14 protein-coding genes are annotated in these 16,163 nt (G+C 73.1%); 6 read left to right on the forward strand and 8 right to left on the reverse strand.

The features are described from left to right. From ACZ51S_RS34260 to ACZ51S_RS34275, 4 genes are all read left to right on the forward strand, one after another. Positions 1 to 903: elongation factor 1-alpha C-terminal domain-related protein (locus ACZ51S_RS34260; protein WP_468479963.1), on the forward strand; the 903-nt coding region annotated here is incomplete at its 5' end. A 2-nt stretch (positions 904 to 905) separates the two neighbouring features. Continuing rightward, on the forward strand, positions 906 to 2,018 hold the full coding sequence (locus ACZ51S_RS34265; RefSeq protein WP_468804690.1) for an aliphatic sulfonate ABC transporter substrate-binding protein: 1,113 nt from the start codon (positions 906 to 908) through the stop codon (positions 2,016 to 2,018). Positions 2,019 to 2,024: 6 nt separating this feature from the next. After that, on the forward strand, positions 2,025 to 2,837 hold the full coding sequence (locus ACZ51S_RS34270; RefSeq protein ID WP_468479961.1) for an ABC transporter ATP-binding protein: 813 nt from the start codon (positions 2,025 to 2,027) through the stop codon (positions 2,835 to 2,837). After that, positions 2,824 to 3,696 (forward strand): ABC transporter permease, encoded by an 873-nt coding sequence (locus ACZ51S_RS34275; protein WP_468479960.1) that lies wholly within the window; start codon positions 2,824 to 2,826, stop codon positions 3,694 to 3,696. The genes ACZ51S_RS34270 and ACZ51S_RS34275 overlap by 14 nt, the downstream gene beginning before the upstream one ends. Before the next feature lie 29 nt (positions 3,697 to 3,725). Here the strand turns inward: ACZ51S_RS34275 and ACZ51S_RS34280 are convergent, their stop codons facing one another. The 3 genes from ACZ51S_RS34280 to ACZ51S_RS34290 all read right to left on the reverse strand — a co-directional run bounded on the left by ACZ51S_RS34280 (position 3,726) and on the right by ACZ51S_RS34290 (position 7,058). Further along, on the reverse strand, positions 3,726 to 4,496 hold the full coding sequence (locus ACZ51S_RS34280) for a sirohydrochlorin chelatase (RefSeq protein ID WP_468479959.1): 771 nt from the start codon (positions 4,494 to 4,496) through the stop codon (positions 3,726 to 3,728). A gap of 3 nt (positions 4,497 to 4,499) precedes the next feature. Further along, a complete protein-coding gene (locus tag ACZ51S_RS34285; RefSeq protein ID WP_468479958.1) occupies positions 4,500 to 5,279 on the reverse strand; it encodes an AfsR/SARP family transcriptional regulator in 780 nt (259 codons plus the stop codon). Positions 5,280 to 5,639: 360 nt separating this feature from the next. Further along, the gene (locus ACZ51S_RS34290; protein ID WP_468889580.1) at positions 5,640 to 7,058 is read right to left on the reverse strand and encodes an MFS transporter; all 1,419 of its coding nucleotides are present in this window, start codon (positions 7,056 to 7,058) and stop codon (positions 5,640 to 5,642) included. A gap of 157 nt (positions 7,059 to 7,215) precedes the next feature. On the opposite strand from ACZ51S_RS34290, the gene ACZ51S_RS34295 reads away from it, so the two are divergent. Next, positions 7,216 to 7,815: a TetR/AcrR family transcriptional regulator gene (locus ACZ51S_RS34295; RefSeq protein WP_388946343.1), complete on the forward strand. Its 600-nt coding sequence runs from the start codon at positions 7,216 to 7,218 to the stop codon at positions 7,813 to 7,815. 76 nt (positions 7,816 to 7,891) lie between these two features. Here the strand turns inward: ACZ51S_RS34295 and ACZ51S_RS34300 are convergent, their stop codons facing one another. The 5 genes from ACZ51S_RS34300 to ACZ51S_RS34320 are packed head-to-tail and all read right to left on the reverse strand — an operon-like array spanning position 7,892 to position 15,163. Next, positions 7,892 to 8,353, reverse strand: coding sequence for a nuclear transport factor 2 family protein (locus tag ACZ51S_RS34300; RefSeq protein ID WP_388946341.1), 462 nt, complete (start codon positions 8,351 to 8,353; stop codon positions 7,892 to 7,894). Positions 8,354 to 8,391: 38 nt separating this feature from the next. Next, positions 8,392 to 9,180 carry a thioesterase II family protein gene (locus tag ACZ51S_RS34305; protein WP_468804683.1) on the reverse strand — a complete coding sequence of 263 codons (789 nt, stop codon included), beginning with the start codon at positions 9,178 to 9,180 and terminating at the stop codon, positions 8,392 to 8,394. Between the two features lie 6 nt (positions 9,181 to 9,186). Next, positions 9,187 to 10,791 carry a long-chain-fatty-acid--CoA ligase gene (locus ACZ51S_RS34310; protein ID WP_468889576.1) on the reverse strand — a complete coding sequence of 535 codons (1,605 nt, stop codon included), beginning with the start codon at positions 10,789 to 10,791 and terminating at the stop codon, positions 9,187 to 9,189. 47 nt (positions 10,792 to 10,838) lie between these two features. After that, a complete protein-coding gene (locus ACZ51S_RS34315) occupies positions 10,839 to 14,852 on the reverse strand; it encodes a type I polyketide synthase (RefSeq protein ID WP_468963147.1) in 4,014 nt (1,337 codons plus the stop codon). A gap of 14 nt (positions 14,853 to 14,866) precedes the next feature. After that, positions 14,867 to 15,163 carry an acyl carrier protein gene (locus ACZ51S_RS34320; protein WP_468479953.1) on the reverse strand — a complete coding sequence of 99 codons (297 nt, stop codon included), beginning with the start codon at positions 15,161 to 15,163 and terminating at the stop codon, positions 14,867 to 14,869. 140 nt (positions 15,164 to 15,303) lie between these two features. Here ACZ51S_RS34320 and ACZ51S_RS34325 point away from each other — a divergent pair, with 140 nt between their 5' ends. Continuing rightward, a complete protein-coding gene (locus tag ACZ51S_RS34325) occupies positions 15,304 to 16,047 on the forward strand; it encodes a 2OG-Fe dioxygenase family protein (protein ID WP_468804679.1) in 744 nt (247 codons plus the stop codon). The last annotated feature ends 116 nt before the right edge of the window (positions 16,048 to 16,163 follow it).

The raw sequence follows: 16,163 nt of genomic DNA on the forward strand, positions 1-16,163 counted from the left end.
CGCCACGCCGCCGTCGCCGCCCTCCTGCGCGTCCCCCACGTCGTCCTCGCCGTCAACAAGATGGACCTCGTCGACTACCAGGAGACGGTCTTCGCCGCCATCACCGCCGAGTTCACCGCCTACGCCGCCGACCTCGGCCTGACGGACATCACGGCGATCCCGATCTCGGCCCTGGCCGGCGACAACGTGGTGGAACCCTCGGCGAACATGGACTGGTACGGCGGCCCCACCGTCCTGGAGCACCTGGAGACCGTGCCCGTAGGCGACGGACCGACCGCCGGCCCCGCCCGCTTCCCCGTCCAGTACGTGATCCGCCCGCAGACCGCCGAGCACCCCGACTACCGCGGCTACGCGGGCCAGATCGCCTCCGGCGTCCTGCGCGTCGGCGAGGCCGTCACGGTACTGCCCTCCGGCCGCACCTCGGTCATCGAAGGCATCGACGCCCTCGGCACCCCCGTCCCGAGCGCCCGCGCCCCGCAGTCCGTCACCCTCCGCCTGGCGGACGACGTCGACGTCTCCCGGGGCGACCTCATCGCCCCCGCCGGGACCGCCCCGCCCGCCACCCAGGACGTCGTCGCCACCGTGTGCCACGTCGCCGACCGGCCCCTCACGGTCGGCCAGCGCGTCCTGCTCAAGCACACCACCCGCACGGTCAAGGCGATCGTCAGGGAGATCCCCTCCCGGCTGACCCTCGACGACCTGTCCCAGCACCCCGACCCCGGCCGGCTGGCCGCCAACGACATCGGCCGGGTCGTCGTCCGCACCGGCGAGCCGCTCGCCCTCGACGCGTACGCCGACTCGCGCCGCACCGGCTCCTTCCTCCTCATCGACCCGGCCGACGGAACCACCCTGACCGCGGGCATGGCGGGCGAGGCCTTCACCGAGCACGAACGGACCCTCTGACGATGCCCCCACCGCGCCGCCCCGGCCCCGCCGCCGCCCTCGCACTGCTGCTCGCCGCCGCCCTCTCCGCCTGCGGATACGGATCCCGGGCCGTCCAGGTACCGGACGCCGCGCCGGCCGCGGCGACGGGCCGGAAGCTCTCCGCCGGCTCCGTGACCCTGGGCTACTTCCCCAACCTCACCCACGCCACCGCCCTGGTCGGCGTACGGGAGGGCCTGATCCAGCGGGAACTGGGCGGGACCGCCCTGAAGACCACCACCTTCAAGGCCGGCCCCGCCGAGATCGAGGCCCTGAACGCCGGCTCCGTCGACATCGGCTTCATCGGCCCCTCGCCCGCCGTCAACGGCTACGCGCGCTCCAAGGGCCGGAACCTGCGGATCGTGTCCGGGGCGGCCTCCGGCGGGGTCAGGCTCGTGGTGAACCCGGCGAAGATCAAGTCCCTGGACGACCTCAAGGGCAAGAGGATCGCCACCCCGCAGCTCGGCAACACCCAGGACGTGGCCTTCCTCAACTGGATCGCCGCACGCGGCTGGAAGGTCGACGCGGCCAGCGGCAAGGGCGACGTCTCCGTCCTGCGCACCGACAACACCATCACCCCGGACGCCTACCGCTCCGGCGCCGTCGACGGCGCCTGGGTGCCGGAGCCCACCGCGTCCAAGCTCGTCGCCGAGGGCGCCGCCGTCCTGCTCGACGAGCGGGACCTGTGGCCCGGCGGGCAGTTCGTGATCACGAACGTCGTCGTGTCGCAGAAGTTCCTCAGGGAGCACCGGGACGTGGTCGAGGCCGTACTGCGCGGCACGGTGAAGACCAACGAGTGGATCAACTCCCACCGGGACGAGGCCAAGGCCTCCGCCAACGCCGCCCTGAAGACCCTCACCGGCAAGGAGCTGGAGCCGGGGGTCGTCGACGCGGCCTGGCCGGGGATCCACCTCACCGACGACCCGCTCGCCACCACCCTGAAGGCCCAGTCCGACCACGCGGTCGCGGCGGGCCTGCTGGAGGAGCCCGACCTGAACGGCATCTACGACCTCGGGCCGCTGAACGGGGTCCTCGGTTCCCTGCGCAAGCCCACCGTCGACCACGCGGGTCTGGGCACCGACGACCAAGGGAGGTGACCCGCGATGGCGACCGCCCTCATCAACGCGGAGCACGGCACCACCACGGCCCGGCGGGCCGTCCGCATCGAGCACGTGTCGAAGTCCTTCCCCGGCCCCGCCGGCCCCCAGGTGGTGCTGGACGACATCAGCCTGGACGTGGCTCCCGGCGAGTTCGTCACCCTCCTCGGCGCCTCCGGCTGCGGCAAGTCCACCCTGCTCAACCTGGTCGCCGGCCTCGATTCCCCGACCACCGGGACCATCGCCACCGAGGGCCGGGCCGCCCTGATGTTCCAGGACCACGCCCTCTTCCCGTGGCTCACCGCCGGCAGGAACATCGAACTGGCCCTGCGGCTGCGCGGGGTGGCCAAGGCCGACCGCAGACCCGAGGCCGAGCGGCTGCTGGAGCTGGTCCGCCTCGGCGGCGCGTACGGCAAGCGCGTCCACGAGCTCTCCGGCGGCATGCGCCAGCGCGTCGCCCTGGCCCGCGCCCTCGCCCAGGACAGCCGGCTGCTGCTGATGGACGAGCCCTTCGCGGCCCTCGACGCCATCACCCGCGACGTCCTGCACGGCGAACTCACCCGCATCTGGGAAGACGCGAACGCGAACGGCTCCGCCGCGGGCGGCCTGTCGGTCCTCTTCGTCACCCACAACGTCCGCGAGGCCGTCCGTCTCGCCCAGCGCGTCGTCCTCCTCTCCTCCCGCCCCGGCCGCGTCGCCCGCGAATGGGCCGTGGGACTGGACCAGCCGCGCCGCATCGAGGACGCGGCCGTCGCCGACCTGTCCCTGGAGATCACCGAACACCTGCGAGGGGAGATCCGCCGCCATGGCCGGCACTGACCTCAGGCCCCGGACCGCCGCCAACGAGCTGGCCGGGCTGGACGCGCTCGAAACCCGCCAGGGATCCCGCACCCCGCTGCGCCGGGTGCTCCTGGCCAAGGCCCTGCCCCCGCTCACGGCCGTGGTCCTGGTGCTGACGGCGTGGCAGGTCCTCGCCGCGGCCCGGATCACCGACGACTACATGCTGCCGCCGCCGTCCGCGGTCTGGGACAGCCTGGCCGACCTGTGGTTCCGGGGCACCCTCTTCGACGTCGTGTGGACCAGCGTCTGGCGCGGCCTGTCCGGTTTCCTGCTCGCCCTGGCCATCGGCACCCCCCTCGGTCTGGTCGTGGCCCGGGTGAAGTCCGTCCGCGCCGCCGTCGGTCCGGTCCTGTCCGGCCTGCAGTCCCTGCCGTCGGTGGCCTGGGTGCCGCCGGCGGTGCTCTGGCTGGGCCTGGACGACTCGATGATGTACGCCGTGATCCTGCTCGGGGCCACCCCTTCCATCGCCAACGGCCTGGTCTCCGGCATCGACCAGGTCCCGCCGCTGTTCCTGCGGGCCGGCCGCTCGCTCGGCGCCACCGGCCTGCGCGGCGCCCGGTACGTGGTCATGCCGGCCGCCCTGCCGGGCTACCTGGCCGGCCTCAAGCAGGGCTGGGCCTTCTCCTGGCGCTCCCTGATGGCCGCCGAGATCATCGCCAGCTCCCCCGACCTCGGCCTGGGCCTCGGCCAGTTGCTGGAAGCGGGACGCGAGACCTCCGACATGGCCCGGATCTTCCTGGCCATCATTCTGATCCTGCTGGTCGGCATCGCCGTCGAACTGCTCGTCTTCGCCCCGGCGGAGCGCCGGATGCTGCGCCGCCGAGGCCTGCGCGGATGACGCCCCGCCCCGGAGCGGCCGGGCCCGGGTCAGCCCGCCGGGGCGAGGGCCCGCGCGCGGGCGGCGTCGTACCGGAGCAGTACGAGCCGCGCCAGTTCGGGAGCGGCGCCGAGCACGGCGCCCAGGTGGTCCGCCCCGGCCTCGGCGGCGCCCGCCGCGATGCGGTCCGGGAGCCGGCCCGGTGCCAGGACGTACGGGGCCACCGCGATCCGCCGCGCGCCCTCGGCGCGCAGCGCCCGTACGGCGTCCCCGGTGCGGGGGAAGGCGCCGCCGGAGGCGGACGCGGGCCGTACGGCCCGCCATCCGGTGCGCTGCCACCGCCGGGCGGCCCCGGCGAACGCGGCGGCCGCCTCCGGGTCGGTGGTGCCGGCGGCCGCGAGGACCACGGCGGTGGCCGCACGGGCCCCCGGGCCGACGCCGGCCTCGTACAGCCGGCGCTCCAGCGCGGCGGTCAGCAGCGGGTCGGGGCCCAGTACCGGTGCCTGGCGCACGGCCAGTGACGGCGGGGCCTGGCGCAGGAGGCCGGGCAGGTCGACCGCCGCGTGGAAGGCGTGGGTGAGCAGCAGCGGCTGCACCACGACCCTCCGGGCGCCGTGGCGGGCCAGGTGCTCCAGCGCGCCCGGTACGGAGGGCGGGTCGAAGTCCAGGAAGGCCGTGCCGACGGGCGGTCCGGGCCTCGTCGACCGGATCCGCCGGGTGAGCGCGCGCACCGTCCGCGCGTGCCGCGGGTCGCGGCTGCCGTGTGCGACCAGCAGCAGGAAGTCGCCCGTCTCCGGGCCCCCGCCCCCTCCGGACGGCACGGCCTAGCCCCCGACGAGGGCCGGCACGGGCCAGTAGGGCTCGTCCTGGAGCAGCATCGGGTCGTGGGTGAGGATCGCCCGCTCGTACTGGCTGAGGACGGGGGAGGGCTCGATGCCCTGCGACTCGATCATGTTGTGCCGGCACTGGCGGTAGACGGTCAGCGCGTCGAGCTGCCGCCCGCAGCGGTACAGGGCGCGCATGAGCAGCATGCAGAACTGCTCGTGGTTCGGGTTGCGCGAGTACAGCTCGGTGAGCTCCGGGAGAATCCGTTCGTGGCCGCCGGTTCGGAGTTCTAGATCGTAAAGCAGAATGAGTGCGGAATTACGGGCCTCCAGATATCGGGTGGAGGCGGTGCGGCAGATCGGTCCGCCGGCCAGTCCGCCGAATACCGGGCCGCGCCACCGGGATAATCCCTCACGAAGATCGGCGATGTTCTGGCGGTGGCCGGATAGGGTGTCCGTTCCGGAGCGCGCGTGGATCGCGTCCACCGTGTCGAGGAACAGGTAGGCGTCGAGTTCCCACCGGTCGAAGAGGAACTGGTAGCCGGAGGTGCTCGTCACCACCCGCGAGCCCTCCCGTTCGGGCTCCACCGCGGCCAGGGTCCTGCGAACCCTGCTGACCTGCGCCTGGAGGGCGTTCTCGACCTTGTTGGGGGGTGTGGTCCCCCACAGTTCGAGGATGAGGGAGTCGACCGTGACGAGGGATCCGCCGGCCGCGAGCAGCGTCGCCAGGAGCGTCTGCTGCATGGCGCCGCCGAGCCTGACGGCGACTCTCTGTTTCATTATCTCTATGGAGCCTAGGACTGAGAACAGCAACACAAACATCTCCCCGCGAGATGGAAAGAGAACGGTGTCGTGTGCGTGCGTGTGCCGGTCGTGCGATTCGGTCCTGAAGGAATGCCGACGGCGTGCTCGTGACGCTCTGAATTCCTAGTGGACCGATCGGTCCCGACCGTACTTGCTCAGGTGGGAGCATGTCAATGAAGCCCGCGCATCCGTGGGAATGCCGCGCCGGGGGGCAAACACGACAAGGCCGTGCAACACGTCCGGCACCGGATGCGGGGGATCCAATGGGTGCGCCGGACGTGCTGCACGGCCGATCGGGGGGGAGGGGGGAGCCGCCGTGGCGGCTCCCCCCTCCGGTCAGGCGTTGGCCTTCTGGCGGTAGCGGGCGGCGCCCGCCAGGGCCACGAGGGTCACGCCGAGGGTGATGGCGGTGACGGTCCACAGGCCCGCCCGGTAGGGCGCGATCCCGCCGGCGCTGAGCGAGAAGACGGTGGCGGTGATCGCGATGACCACGCCGTTGCCGATCTGCGCGCCGGCGTTGAACAGGCCCGAGACCAGGCCCTGCTCGTCCGGCGCGGCCGTGCCGACGGCGGCGATGTTCAGCGCCGGGTAGACGGCGGCGAAGCCGAGGCCGCCGAGGAGCTGCTGCGCGAACAGCGTGACCAGCGGGTCGACCTGGCCCATCAGCAGGACCCAGCCGAGGTAGCCGATGCTCAGCAGGACCAGGCCGCCGGTCGCGACGGGCCAGGCACCGTACTTGGTGACCAGCGCGGCGCCGTAGCGGGCGGTGCCCGCGGTCAGCACGCCGCCGAGCAGGAAGGCGAGGCCGGCCTCGAGCGGGGTCCAGCCCAGCTGCTCCTGGTAGTAGAGGGTCAGTACGAACTGGAAGGAGACGTAGGCGCCGAAGAAGAGCATGGCGATCAGGGACCGGGTCAGCTGGCCCTTGCGGAAGACCGACAGGGGCACCAGCGGGGCCGGGTGCCGGCTCTCGACGAGGACGAACAGCGGGAAGAGGACGGCGGCGGCGATCAGCGAGCCGATGGTCTGCGCGTCGCCCCAGCCGTCGCTGGCGGCCCGGCTGAGTCCGTAGACGAGCGCCACCGCGCCCGCCGTCACCGTGACCGCGCCGAGGATGTCGAGGCTGCCGGTCTTGCCCTTCTCCTGCTGCGAGGGGACCACCGAGGCGGCGAGCAGGGCGACCAGGAGGCCGGCCACGGCCGGGGCGAACAGGACGAGCCGCCAGGAGACGCCCGCCATCAGGCCGCCGAGGATCAGGCCGAGGGAGTAACCGGCCGAGGCCACGGCCAGGAAGGTGCCGAGGGCGCGGTTGCGTGACTGCTCGTCACGGAAGGCGTCGAGCAGGATCGCCATGGCGGCCGGTGCGGTGATGCCGGCGCTGACGCCCTTGAGCAGCCGGGCGACGACCAGGAGCACGCCGTCGTCGGCGATGCCGCCGAGCACACTGGCGACGACGAAGACCACCAGCCAGCCGATCAGCAGCTTCTTGCGGTTGTAGAGGTCGGCCAGCCGGCCGCCCAGCAGCAGGAAGCCGCCGAAGCCCAGCGCGTACGCCGAGACGACCCACTGGAGTGCGGAGGTCGACATCCCCAGGTCCGCCTGGACCAGGGGGAGGGCCGGTCCCATGCTCGCGATGTCCATCGCGTCGAGGAACTGCACCGCGCACACGACCAGGAGCAGCAGGGGAAGGCTCTTGACCGCGGGGGCGGGCGGTACCACCCGTGCGAGGGGAGGAGAGGTCGGGGATGCCTCGGTCATGATCAGACTCCGATCGGAGTGTCGTCGGAAGCAGTGAGCTCTACGAAAGAATGACGGACCGATCAGTCCTGGACTGATCGGTCCATTTCTAGCGCTCACAAACCCCTGTGTCAAACGTATGCTGGGAACCGCGGGGGAGAGGCGAAGGAGTTGAGACATGGCGCGCACACCGGCACCAGGCACGAGGCGGCGGATCCTGGAAGCCTCGGCCAAACTCTTCGGTGAGCAGGGGGTCCGGGCCGTCGGCATGCAGCAGGTGATCGACGCGACCGGAGTGGGCAAGAGCCTCCTCTACCGCGAGTTCGCCAGCAAGGACGAACTGATCGCGGCCTGGCTGCGCGAGAGCGACGCGCAGTGGTGGGAGCAGGCCGAAGAGGTCACCGCGCCCTACCCCGGTGACCCGGCCCGGCAGATCCTCGCGCTGATGGAGTTCTTCCACGCCAGCGTCCGGGAGCCCGACTTCCACGGCTGCATCTACTACAACACCTCCAGCGAGTTCCGCGAGCCCTCCCACCCGGGCCGCCAGGAGGCGAAGCTGCACCTCAAGGGCCTGCGCAACTGGTTCCGCGACCGCGGCGCACAGGCCGGCGCGGAGGACCCCGACGCCCTCGCCGACACCCTGATGCTCATCGTCGGCGGCACGCTGGCCAACGGCGAGGTCCTCGGCGAGGACGGCCCCGCCCGCATGGCCCTGGCCGCCACCGAGCTGGTCCTGCGCCAGCACGTGCCCAACGCCCTGGCGGGCGCCACCCTCTGACGGCCCGCCCGCCCCGCGCCCGGCCCCGCGGCACCGGAATGCCGCGGGGCCGGAGCGCGTCCGCGGACGCCCCACCTCAGGGGCCGCCGGCGCCGGTACGGGTCGGCCGGGCGTGCCGTACCGCCACGCCGTGCTCCTCGTAACCGTCGTTGTAGGTGAACGACTGCGGCATCCTGTCGTGGAACTGGTAGTCGGCTTGAATTCGACCGTCCTCGGCGAGCACGACGATGTCCTGGCCGGACATCTCCATCTCGCCCGAGGCCGCCGAGACCATCACCCAGTTGAACCGGACGACGTCGTGGTGGCCGGTCGCGTTGTGCGAGGACCGGAACTCGTAGCCCATCGGGCCGTACACCTCGTGCGTGTAGGCCAGCTGGTCCAGGAGCGCCGCGTGCCCCCGGATCGGATCCTTGCGGTAGAAGACGTAGACGCAGTCCGGCGCGTACAGGCCGTACACCATGTCGCGCCTGCGCCTCTCGTCCTTCTCGTTCCACAACGCGACGTAACGCGCGAGGAGTTCGTTGGGTCGGGGCAGCATGAAGGGGTACCTCCGGGTTCCTCTGGAACGCCGCCCGCTCAGCGCCCCGCGGCGTACCGCGGCAGCAGCTGGGCCAGGTCGGCCGTGATGGCGCGGGCGTGGGCGCTCAGGTAGAAGTGGTCCCCGGGGAAGGTCCGGCACCCCAGGAACTCCGGGGTCCGCCCGGCCCACGACCGCATGGCGCCGGGCGCGAGGAGGGGATCCTCACGCCCGGAGTAGGCGACGACGGGACAGCCCACGGCCGCCCCGTCGTCCGAGAAGTCGGCGCACACCGCGCCGTCCGCGCCCATCGCGCGGACCGCCCCCGCCAGCAGCTCCGGATCCCCGGCGACCGCCTCCGGCAGACCGCCCAGCAGCCGCAGCGCCTCCAGCGGGTCCGAGGTCAGCTCCGCCGGCGCCGAGAACCCCCGCGGGGCCCACCCCGACACGGCCAGGAGCACCGGCGCGGGCAGGCCCCGCCGCTCGGTCTCCACCGTCAGCCGGTAGCCCAGCAGCGCGCCCATCGAGTGCCCGAACACCGCGTACGGGCGCTCGTCCATCTCGTCCGACACCACCCGGGCCAGGGCCTCCGCCAGCGGACCGAGCCGCGTGTACGGAGCCTCGCGCCGCCGCTCCTGACGCCCGGGCAGCTGCACCGCCCGGCAGGCCACCGACCCGGGCAGCCACCCCGGCCACGCGCGGTACATCGACGCGCCGCCCCCGCTGTGGTGCAGCAGGAACAGCCGCAGCTCCGCGTCCGGTTCAGCGTCGGCCGGATGCAGCCACCGCGACGCGCCCTGCACCTGCGGCAGCGGTCCCGGCGGCAGGGGACCCCGTACGGCGTCCACGGCGGTCTAACCCGCGGGCACGGGCGCGGGGGAGGCGGACCCGGCCTCGGTGAACCGCTCCCGCAGCACCCGCCGCAGCACCTTCCCGGTGGGATTGCGCGGCAGCGCCCCGACGATGTCGTACCCCGTGGGGATCTTGAACCCGGCGATCCGGCCGTTCAGGAACCGCAGGAACTCCCGGGGCGTCGCCGCGGCACCCTCGCGCAGCACCACCGCGGCCCGTACGGCCTCACCCCAATCGGGGTGCGGGACTCCGTACACGCAGACCTCCGCCACCGCCGGGTGGGCCCGCAGCGCGTTCTCGACCTCCGTGGGATAGATGTTCTGGCCGGCCACGATGACGGTGTCGTTGACCCGGTCGGCGAGGAACAGGTAGCCGTCGGCGTCGAGACGGCCCATGTCGCCCATCGACAGCCACTCGCCGCCCTCGCCCGACAGCGCCCGGGCGGTCACCTCCGGCAGCCGCCAGTACCCCAGGAAACGCGCGGGGCTGCGGACCACCACCCGCCCGACCTCACCGGCCGGCAGCTCGCGGCCCTCCCGGTCCAGGATCCGCAGCCCGACACCGGGCACGGCCCGGCCCGCCGAGCCGAGCACCCGGCTGTCCGCGGTGTGGTCCCCCGGCGGCAGAACGGTCAGGAAACTGCCCGCCTCCGCCGAGGAGTAGCCCTGCGCCAGCTCGCAGTCGAGTACGTCGATGCAGGTCAGCAGCAGCTCGCGGTCGATCGGCGAACCGCTGTAGACCACCTTGCGCAGCGTCTTGAAGGTGTCGCGGGTGGTGCCCCGCTCCGCCAGCATCATCCGCAGCATCGCGGGCGCCGCCCACAGGGTGGTGACCGCGTGCCGCTCGATGAGCCGGGTCGCCTCGTCGGCGATGAACTGCCGCATGACCACCGTGGTGGCACCGGCGTTGAAGGAGTGCATGAACCAGCCGAAGCCGGCGGTGTGCAGCCCCGGGAAGCAGCTCAGCCCCCGGTCCTCGGGCCGCCAGTCGATCCAGTCCACCCCGGCCGCCCGGGTGTCGGCGATGAAGGTGAAGAACGTCCGCTGCGCCAGCACCACCCCCTTCGGCAGCCCGGTCGTCCCGCTCGTGTACAGCTGCGCGACCGCGTCGTCGAAGCCGGCCCCGCCGGCCGCCGGCGGATCGGAGTCCGGTCCGCCCGCCTTCCAGTCGAGGAAGCCGCCCGCCACATGGCGGTCGGAGTCCGCCTCGACGACCTGCCGCAACTGCGGCAGCACCGCCCGCAGCCCGTCCACCAGCGGACGGAACTCCCGCTCCACGAAGAGCAGCTCCGCCTGCGAGTCGCGCAGGATGTGCTCGACCTCGCCGAGCGTCAGCCGCGAGTTCACCGGCACCAGCACCACGCCCGCCTTCGCGCAGCCCAGCGCCAGGTCGTAGTAGTGCTCCGACTCCCGGCCCAGATAGCCGACCCGCGCTCCGGGCGCCAGGCCCGCGGCCAGCAGCGCGTGCGCGGTCCGGTTGCTCTCCCTGTGCAGTTCGGCGAAGGTCAGCGCACGGTCCTCGCAGATCACCGCGGGCTGGTCGGGCCGGGTCCGGGCGTGCAGCGCCGCGCGGGCGGCGAGGGTCCGGTCCTCCGTACGGTTGTCCATGGGTTTCCCTTGTTCGTGGTTCGAAGGGTCGGGGCGGGGGCGGGGGTTCAGGCGGCCGGCGCGGCCGGCACCGGGCCGGCGGCCAGCCGGACGGACAGCTGCTCGGCGAGCTCCTCCACCGACGGGTGGTCGAAGACCACCGAGGAGACGAGCGGGATCCCGAGCCGCGTCTGGAGCTGGTTCTTCAGCACGATCGCCGTCAGCGAGTCCACGCCGAGCTCCAGGAACCCGGCCCGGGTGTCGACGTACTCCGGGTCGTCGATCGCCAGCAGCGCCGCCACCGTCGCGCGGACCAGGGCGACCAGCGCCGACCGCCGCTCCCCGGGCGCGGCCGCCGCCAGCACCTCCACGTCCACCGGCGCGGCCGAGGCGGCCGCCCGCGCCGTCCGCTCGGCGGCCGCCGCCTCCACCGGGCGGTCCGGCAGCCGGCTGAAGCCCATCCCGGACAGCTCCATCACCGGCCGGCCGTCCTCCTCCAGCAGCAGCACGTCCAGGGTGAACGCCGGGCCGGCCGCCCCGGCGTCCTCGGCGCGCGTGACCCGGGCCGCGGAGCGCAGCACCTCCCCGCGCGGCTTCTTGAAGGCGCGCAGCCGGCCCACGCTCGTGGCCACGTACCGGTGCCCGTCGTCGGCGAGCGCCGCCAGCCCGTGCGTCGCCCCGTCCAGCAGCGGCGGCGGCAGCAGCTCGGCCCGGGACAGGTCCCGGCCCGACAGCTCCGTCACCGCGAAGTCCGGGCCGTACGCCGCCACCCGGCGGGCCCGCAGGAACTGCGGCCCGTACTCCAGCCCGGCCCCGGCGTACGCGGCCCTCACCTCCTCGCCGTCCAGCACCCGTGAGGGCTCGTCGTCGGTGAGGGCCCCGGCCAGCGCCAGCAGCGTCCGGCCCGGACCCGCCAGGCCGCTGCCCGCGTAGTCCGCGTCGGCGGCGACGGAGGCGGTGGCGTGGATCCGCTCGGCGGCCCCGGGCTCGTCGGCCGCCCGGCTGGAGACCTCCACCGCCAGGCGCCCGTCCGGGGCGGGCCGCACCCGGGTCAGCAGCAGCACCGGACGGTCCGACAGGAACAGCGCCTCGTGGAAGCGGACGTCCTCCACCGCCCGGCCGGTGTCCCCGTGCACCTCGTCCTGCACCGCCAGCAGCAGCTCCAGGTAGGCCGAAGCGGGCAGGAAGGCCTGGCCGCCGATGGTGTGGTCCGCGAGGTACGCGGGCTGCGCGGCGCTGATCCGCGCCCTGAACTCCCGCCCCGGCCCGCCCCGCCCGGTCTCGCGGCCCAGCAGCGGATGCCCGCCGCCGGCCGCCCCGCGCCCGGCGGGACGGGCCGGGAGCCGGTAGCCGCGCCGGTCGAAGGCGTACCCCGGCAGCGCGATCCGCCGCCCGGGCCCGCCGGCGTGCACCGCGGCCCAGTCGATGTTCAGCCCCGCCGCGTACGCGCCCGCCAGCGCGGCGTCCAGGGCCGCTCCCGAGGTGTCCTTCGCACGCAGACTGCTCAGCCAGCGGTGCTGCTCCTGCGGCACCCCCCGCCGGGCCAGCGAGGTCAGCGCCGAGGACGGCCCCACCTCCAGGAACACGTGCCGGCCGCGCTCCGCGATGGTGCGCACCCCGGCCGCGAACTCGACCGTCTCGTTGACGTGGCGCACCCAGTACCCGGGCGTCGCCAGCTCCCGGGGATCCGCGATCAGCCCCGTCAGGTTCGACACGACCGGCAGCCGCAGCTCGTGGAAGGCGATCCCGCGCAGCACCTCGGCCAGCGGCTCGGACACCTCCGCCATCAGCGGCGAGTGGAACGCCGCGTTCACGTGCAGCTCCGTCACCGTCCGGCCCGCCGCCCGCAGCTCCTCCACCGCCCGCGCCAGCGCCCCGGCCGCGCCGGAGACCACGCACTGCTGCGGGGCGTTGACCGCCGCGACGGCCAGCCCGGGCCACTTCTCCAGCAGCGGCCGCACCTCCTCCACGGGCGCCGACACCGCCGCCATCGACCCCGGCGCGCGCACCGACTCGATCAGCCGGGAGCGCGCCGCGAGGAACGCGACCCCGTCCGCGAGGGTGAACAGCCCGGCCACCGTCGCCGCGACGATCTCACCGACGCTGTGCCCGATCAGCACGCTCGGCCGCACCCCCCACGACAGCCACAGCCGCGCCAGCGCGTACTCCAGGGTGAACAGCGCCGCGTGCGTGAAGGACGTACGGGCCAGGGTCTCCTCGGCGTCCGGCACCTCGCCGAACATCACCGCCGCCACGGAACGCCCCAGCAGCGGGGCGAAGAGCGCGTCGCACTCGTCGACGTACCGGGTGAACACGGGGTGGCGGCCGTACAGGGCCCGCCCCATGCCCACGTACTGCGAACCGGAGCCGGTGAACAGGAAGGCCGTCTTGCGGAACGCGTCGGGCTTGTCCTCCCCGCGCGGCGGCGCGCTCCACCGCTCCAGGTGGGCGGCCAGCTCACCGGTCGACGCCACGGCCGCCGCCACCCGGTGGCGGAAGTGGGAGCGGCCCGTGGCACGGGTGCGGCACAGGTCGGCGAGGCCGGTGTCCGGATGCCCGGCGAGGAAACGGGCGTACCGCTCGGCCTGGAGCCGCAGCGCCGGCCGCGACTTGGCCGACAGGGTGAACACGTGCCCGCGCTCCTCCCGCTCCGGGGCCGCCGGCGCCGCCGCGCCCGCCGCCGGGGGCTCCTCCACGACCGCGCGTTCGGCCTCCGCCGCCGGGGGCTCCTCCAGCACCGCCACCGCGATGGCCCCGGCGACCCCGAAGCCGTTGACCGTGGCCCGGCGCACGGGCGCCTTCCACTCCCGCTCCTCGGCCGCCACCTCGATCGGGTAGGTCTCCCACGGGATCCGCCCGGACAGGTTCCGCCACACGTGCGGGAAGAAGGCACCCGCACGCATCTGCGTGATCACCTTGATGACCGCGCCCAGCCCGGCCGCCGGCTCCATGTGCCCGATGTTGGCCTTCAGCGAGCCGATGACCAGCGGGTCCCCCTTGTCGCGCGAGGCACCGAACACCCCGTTGACCGAACCCATCTCGATCGGGTCGCCCAGCGGGGTCCCCGTCCCGTGCGCCTCCACGTACTGGATGTCGCCCGGCTCCAGCCGCGCGTCCGCCAGCGCCGCCCGCATCACGGCCTCCTGCGCCGTGCCGTTGGGCGCGCTCAGGCCCGCGCTCTCGCCGTCCTGCCCGATCGCGGTTCCGCGTACGAGCGCCAGCACCCGGTCCCCGTCCGCCAGCGCGTCGGAGAGCCGCTTGAGCACCAGCGCCCCGCAGCCCTCGGCGCGCGCGTAGCCGTCCGCGCTCTCGTCGAAGGTCTTGCAGTGCCCGTCCGGGGCCAGCATCTGGGCGTGCGAGAGGATCACGTACGAGCGCGGGCTGTGCAGGGTGTTGACCCCTGCGCACAGCGCGATCCCGCACTCCCGGCGCCGCAGCCCCTCCACCGCCAGGTGCAGGGCGGTCAGGGAGGCCGCGCACGCGGTGTCGGTCGTCAGGCTCGGACCGCGCCAGCCCAGGAAGTACGAGAGCCGCCCCGACAGGGAGTACGCGCCCAGCCCGGTCGTCAGGCTCCCGTCGAGCTGCTCGTCCGAGAGGCCCTCCAGTTCCAGCGCGAAGTCCAGCGGCGAGGCACCCACGTAGACACCGCCGTCACCGTGCCGGAGCCCGGCCGGGTCGATGCCGGCGTCCTCCAGGGCCTGCCACACCGTCTCCATCAGCAGCCGCTGCGCGGGATCGATGAAAGGAGCGTCCTTGGGCGGGATGTTGAAGAACTGCGCGTCGAACTCGTCTATACGGTCGAGAAAACCGCCCGCGACCGCGGTGATCGAACCGTCGGCCACCTCCGGAACCCAGCGGTCGCGCGGCAGCGGACCGATTCCGGAACGGCCCTCCCGCAAAAAGGACTCCAGCTCGCCAATGGAATTGTTTCCGCCGGGCAGACGCATTCCGATACCGACCACGGCGATCGGCTCGTGCCTCTCCGAAAGGAACCGGCCGAGTTCCTTTTCCTGCCTGCGGACCGTTTCCTCCGCGGCTTCGAGCCTTTCCCGTACATCGCACTCTTCCGGAGTCCCGGGCATGGCGGCCGCCCCTCTCAATTCGCTTCGAAGATATCGGCCAGGACGTCCGAGGCCAGATAGTCGGTCAGCCGCTCGACGGTGGGCTGGTTGAACAGGGCCGTACTGCTGATGCCCCGCCCCAGCCGCTCCTCCAGCCGCTGCTTGACCATGGTGAGCAGCAAGGACGTCATGCCGAGCTCGAAGAAACTGTCCTCCAGGGGCAGCTCTTCGTCATCGGGCATGAGCAGCGCCGCCTTGAATTCCGCCACGACGATTTCTTCCAGAACCGTCCGGCGTTCCGACCGGGGTGAGGCCACCAATTGATCCGTCATACCGGTCGAGTGAAGCACAGCGTTCGTGACGGTCGGCTGACGCCCTCCTGACTCGCCGGGGCCGTCAGTTCACCGTCAGCAGGCCTGTGGGAGCCTCGGTGGAGCAGCAGTGCGTGAGATCCGGCGTGGAGGAGCCAATCATGCAGACCGAAGCACGGGAAGAACTGCGGGCCAACGGATATTCGTTGCTGCCGGCCGACCGGCTCGTCATCGACGCCGAATTGCGGCAGCACGTCAAGGAATTGGCCGCCGAATGGGAGCACCTGGAGACGGACCAGTACCTGAAGGGCGGCTCCCGCTTCCGCGAGCGCCGCTACGACCGCTTCTTCTTCGTGCCCCGCACCGGAGAGGTCCGGCTGCGCCCGCACCGCCCCTACTTCCAGTCGATGAACGCCAACGACTACGCCGGCGGCATCGACCGCGACGTGGCGCCGCTGAGCCGCACCACCCTGGACAACCCGCTGCTGACCCGGCTCCTGCGCACCGACTTCGAGAAGTTCCCCGTGCCCGAGGAGTCCTGGCTGGACGACCCCTGGGACGTCCAGTGCCACCAGTTCCGGATCATCAGCACCCCCAACGAGACGGGGGAGCCCACCCCGGAGGGCCCGCACCGCGACGAGGTCGACTTCGGCGCGATCCACCTGATGGGCCGCTTCAACGCCCGCGGCGGCGAGTCCCAGGTCTACAGCCTGGACAAGGACCTCGTGGCCGAGTTCTGCCTGACCGAGCAGATGGACACCATGTTCTGGGCCGACGCGCAGATCCTCCACGCCGTCCGCCCGATCCACCCCGTCGACCCGGGGAAGGCGGCGGTCCGGGACGTGCTGATCCTGGGCTACAAGCACGAGCCGGAGCTGCGCCGCGAAGAGCGGGACGCGGTCTGACATGGTGACGCGTACCCAGACCCGCCGTGTCGACCGGGTGATCATCCGTTTCGCGGGTGACTCGGGTGACGGTATGCAGCTGACGGGTGACCGTTTCACCTCGGAGACGGCGTCCT

The sequence above is a fragment of the Streptomyces sp. NPDC034043 genome, from assembly GCF_055575675.1.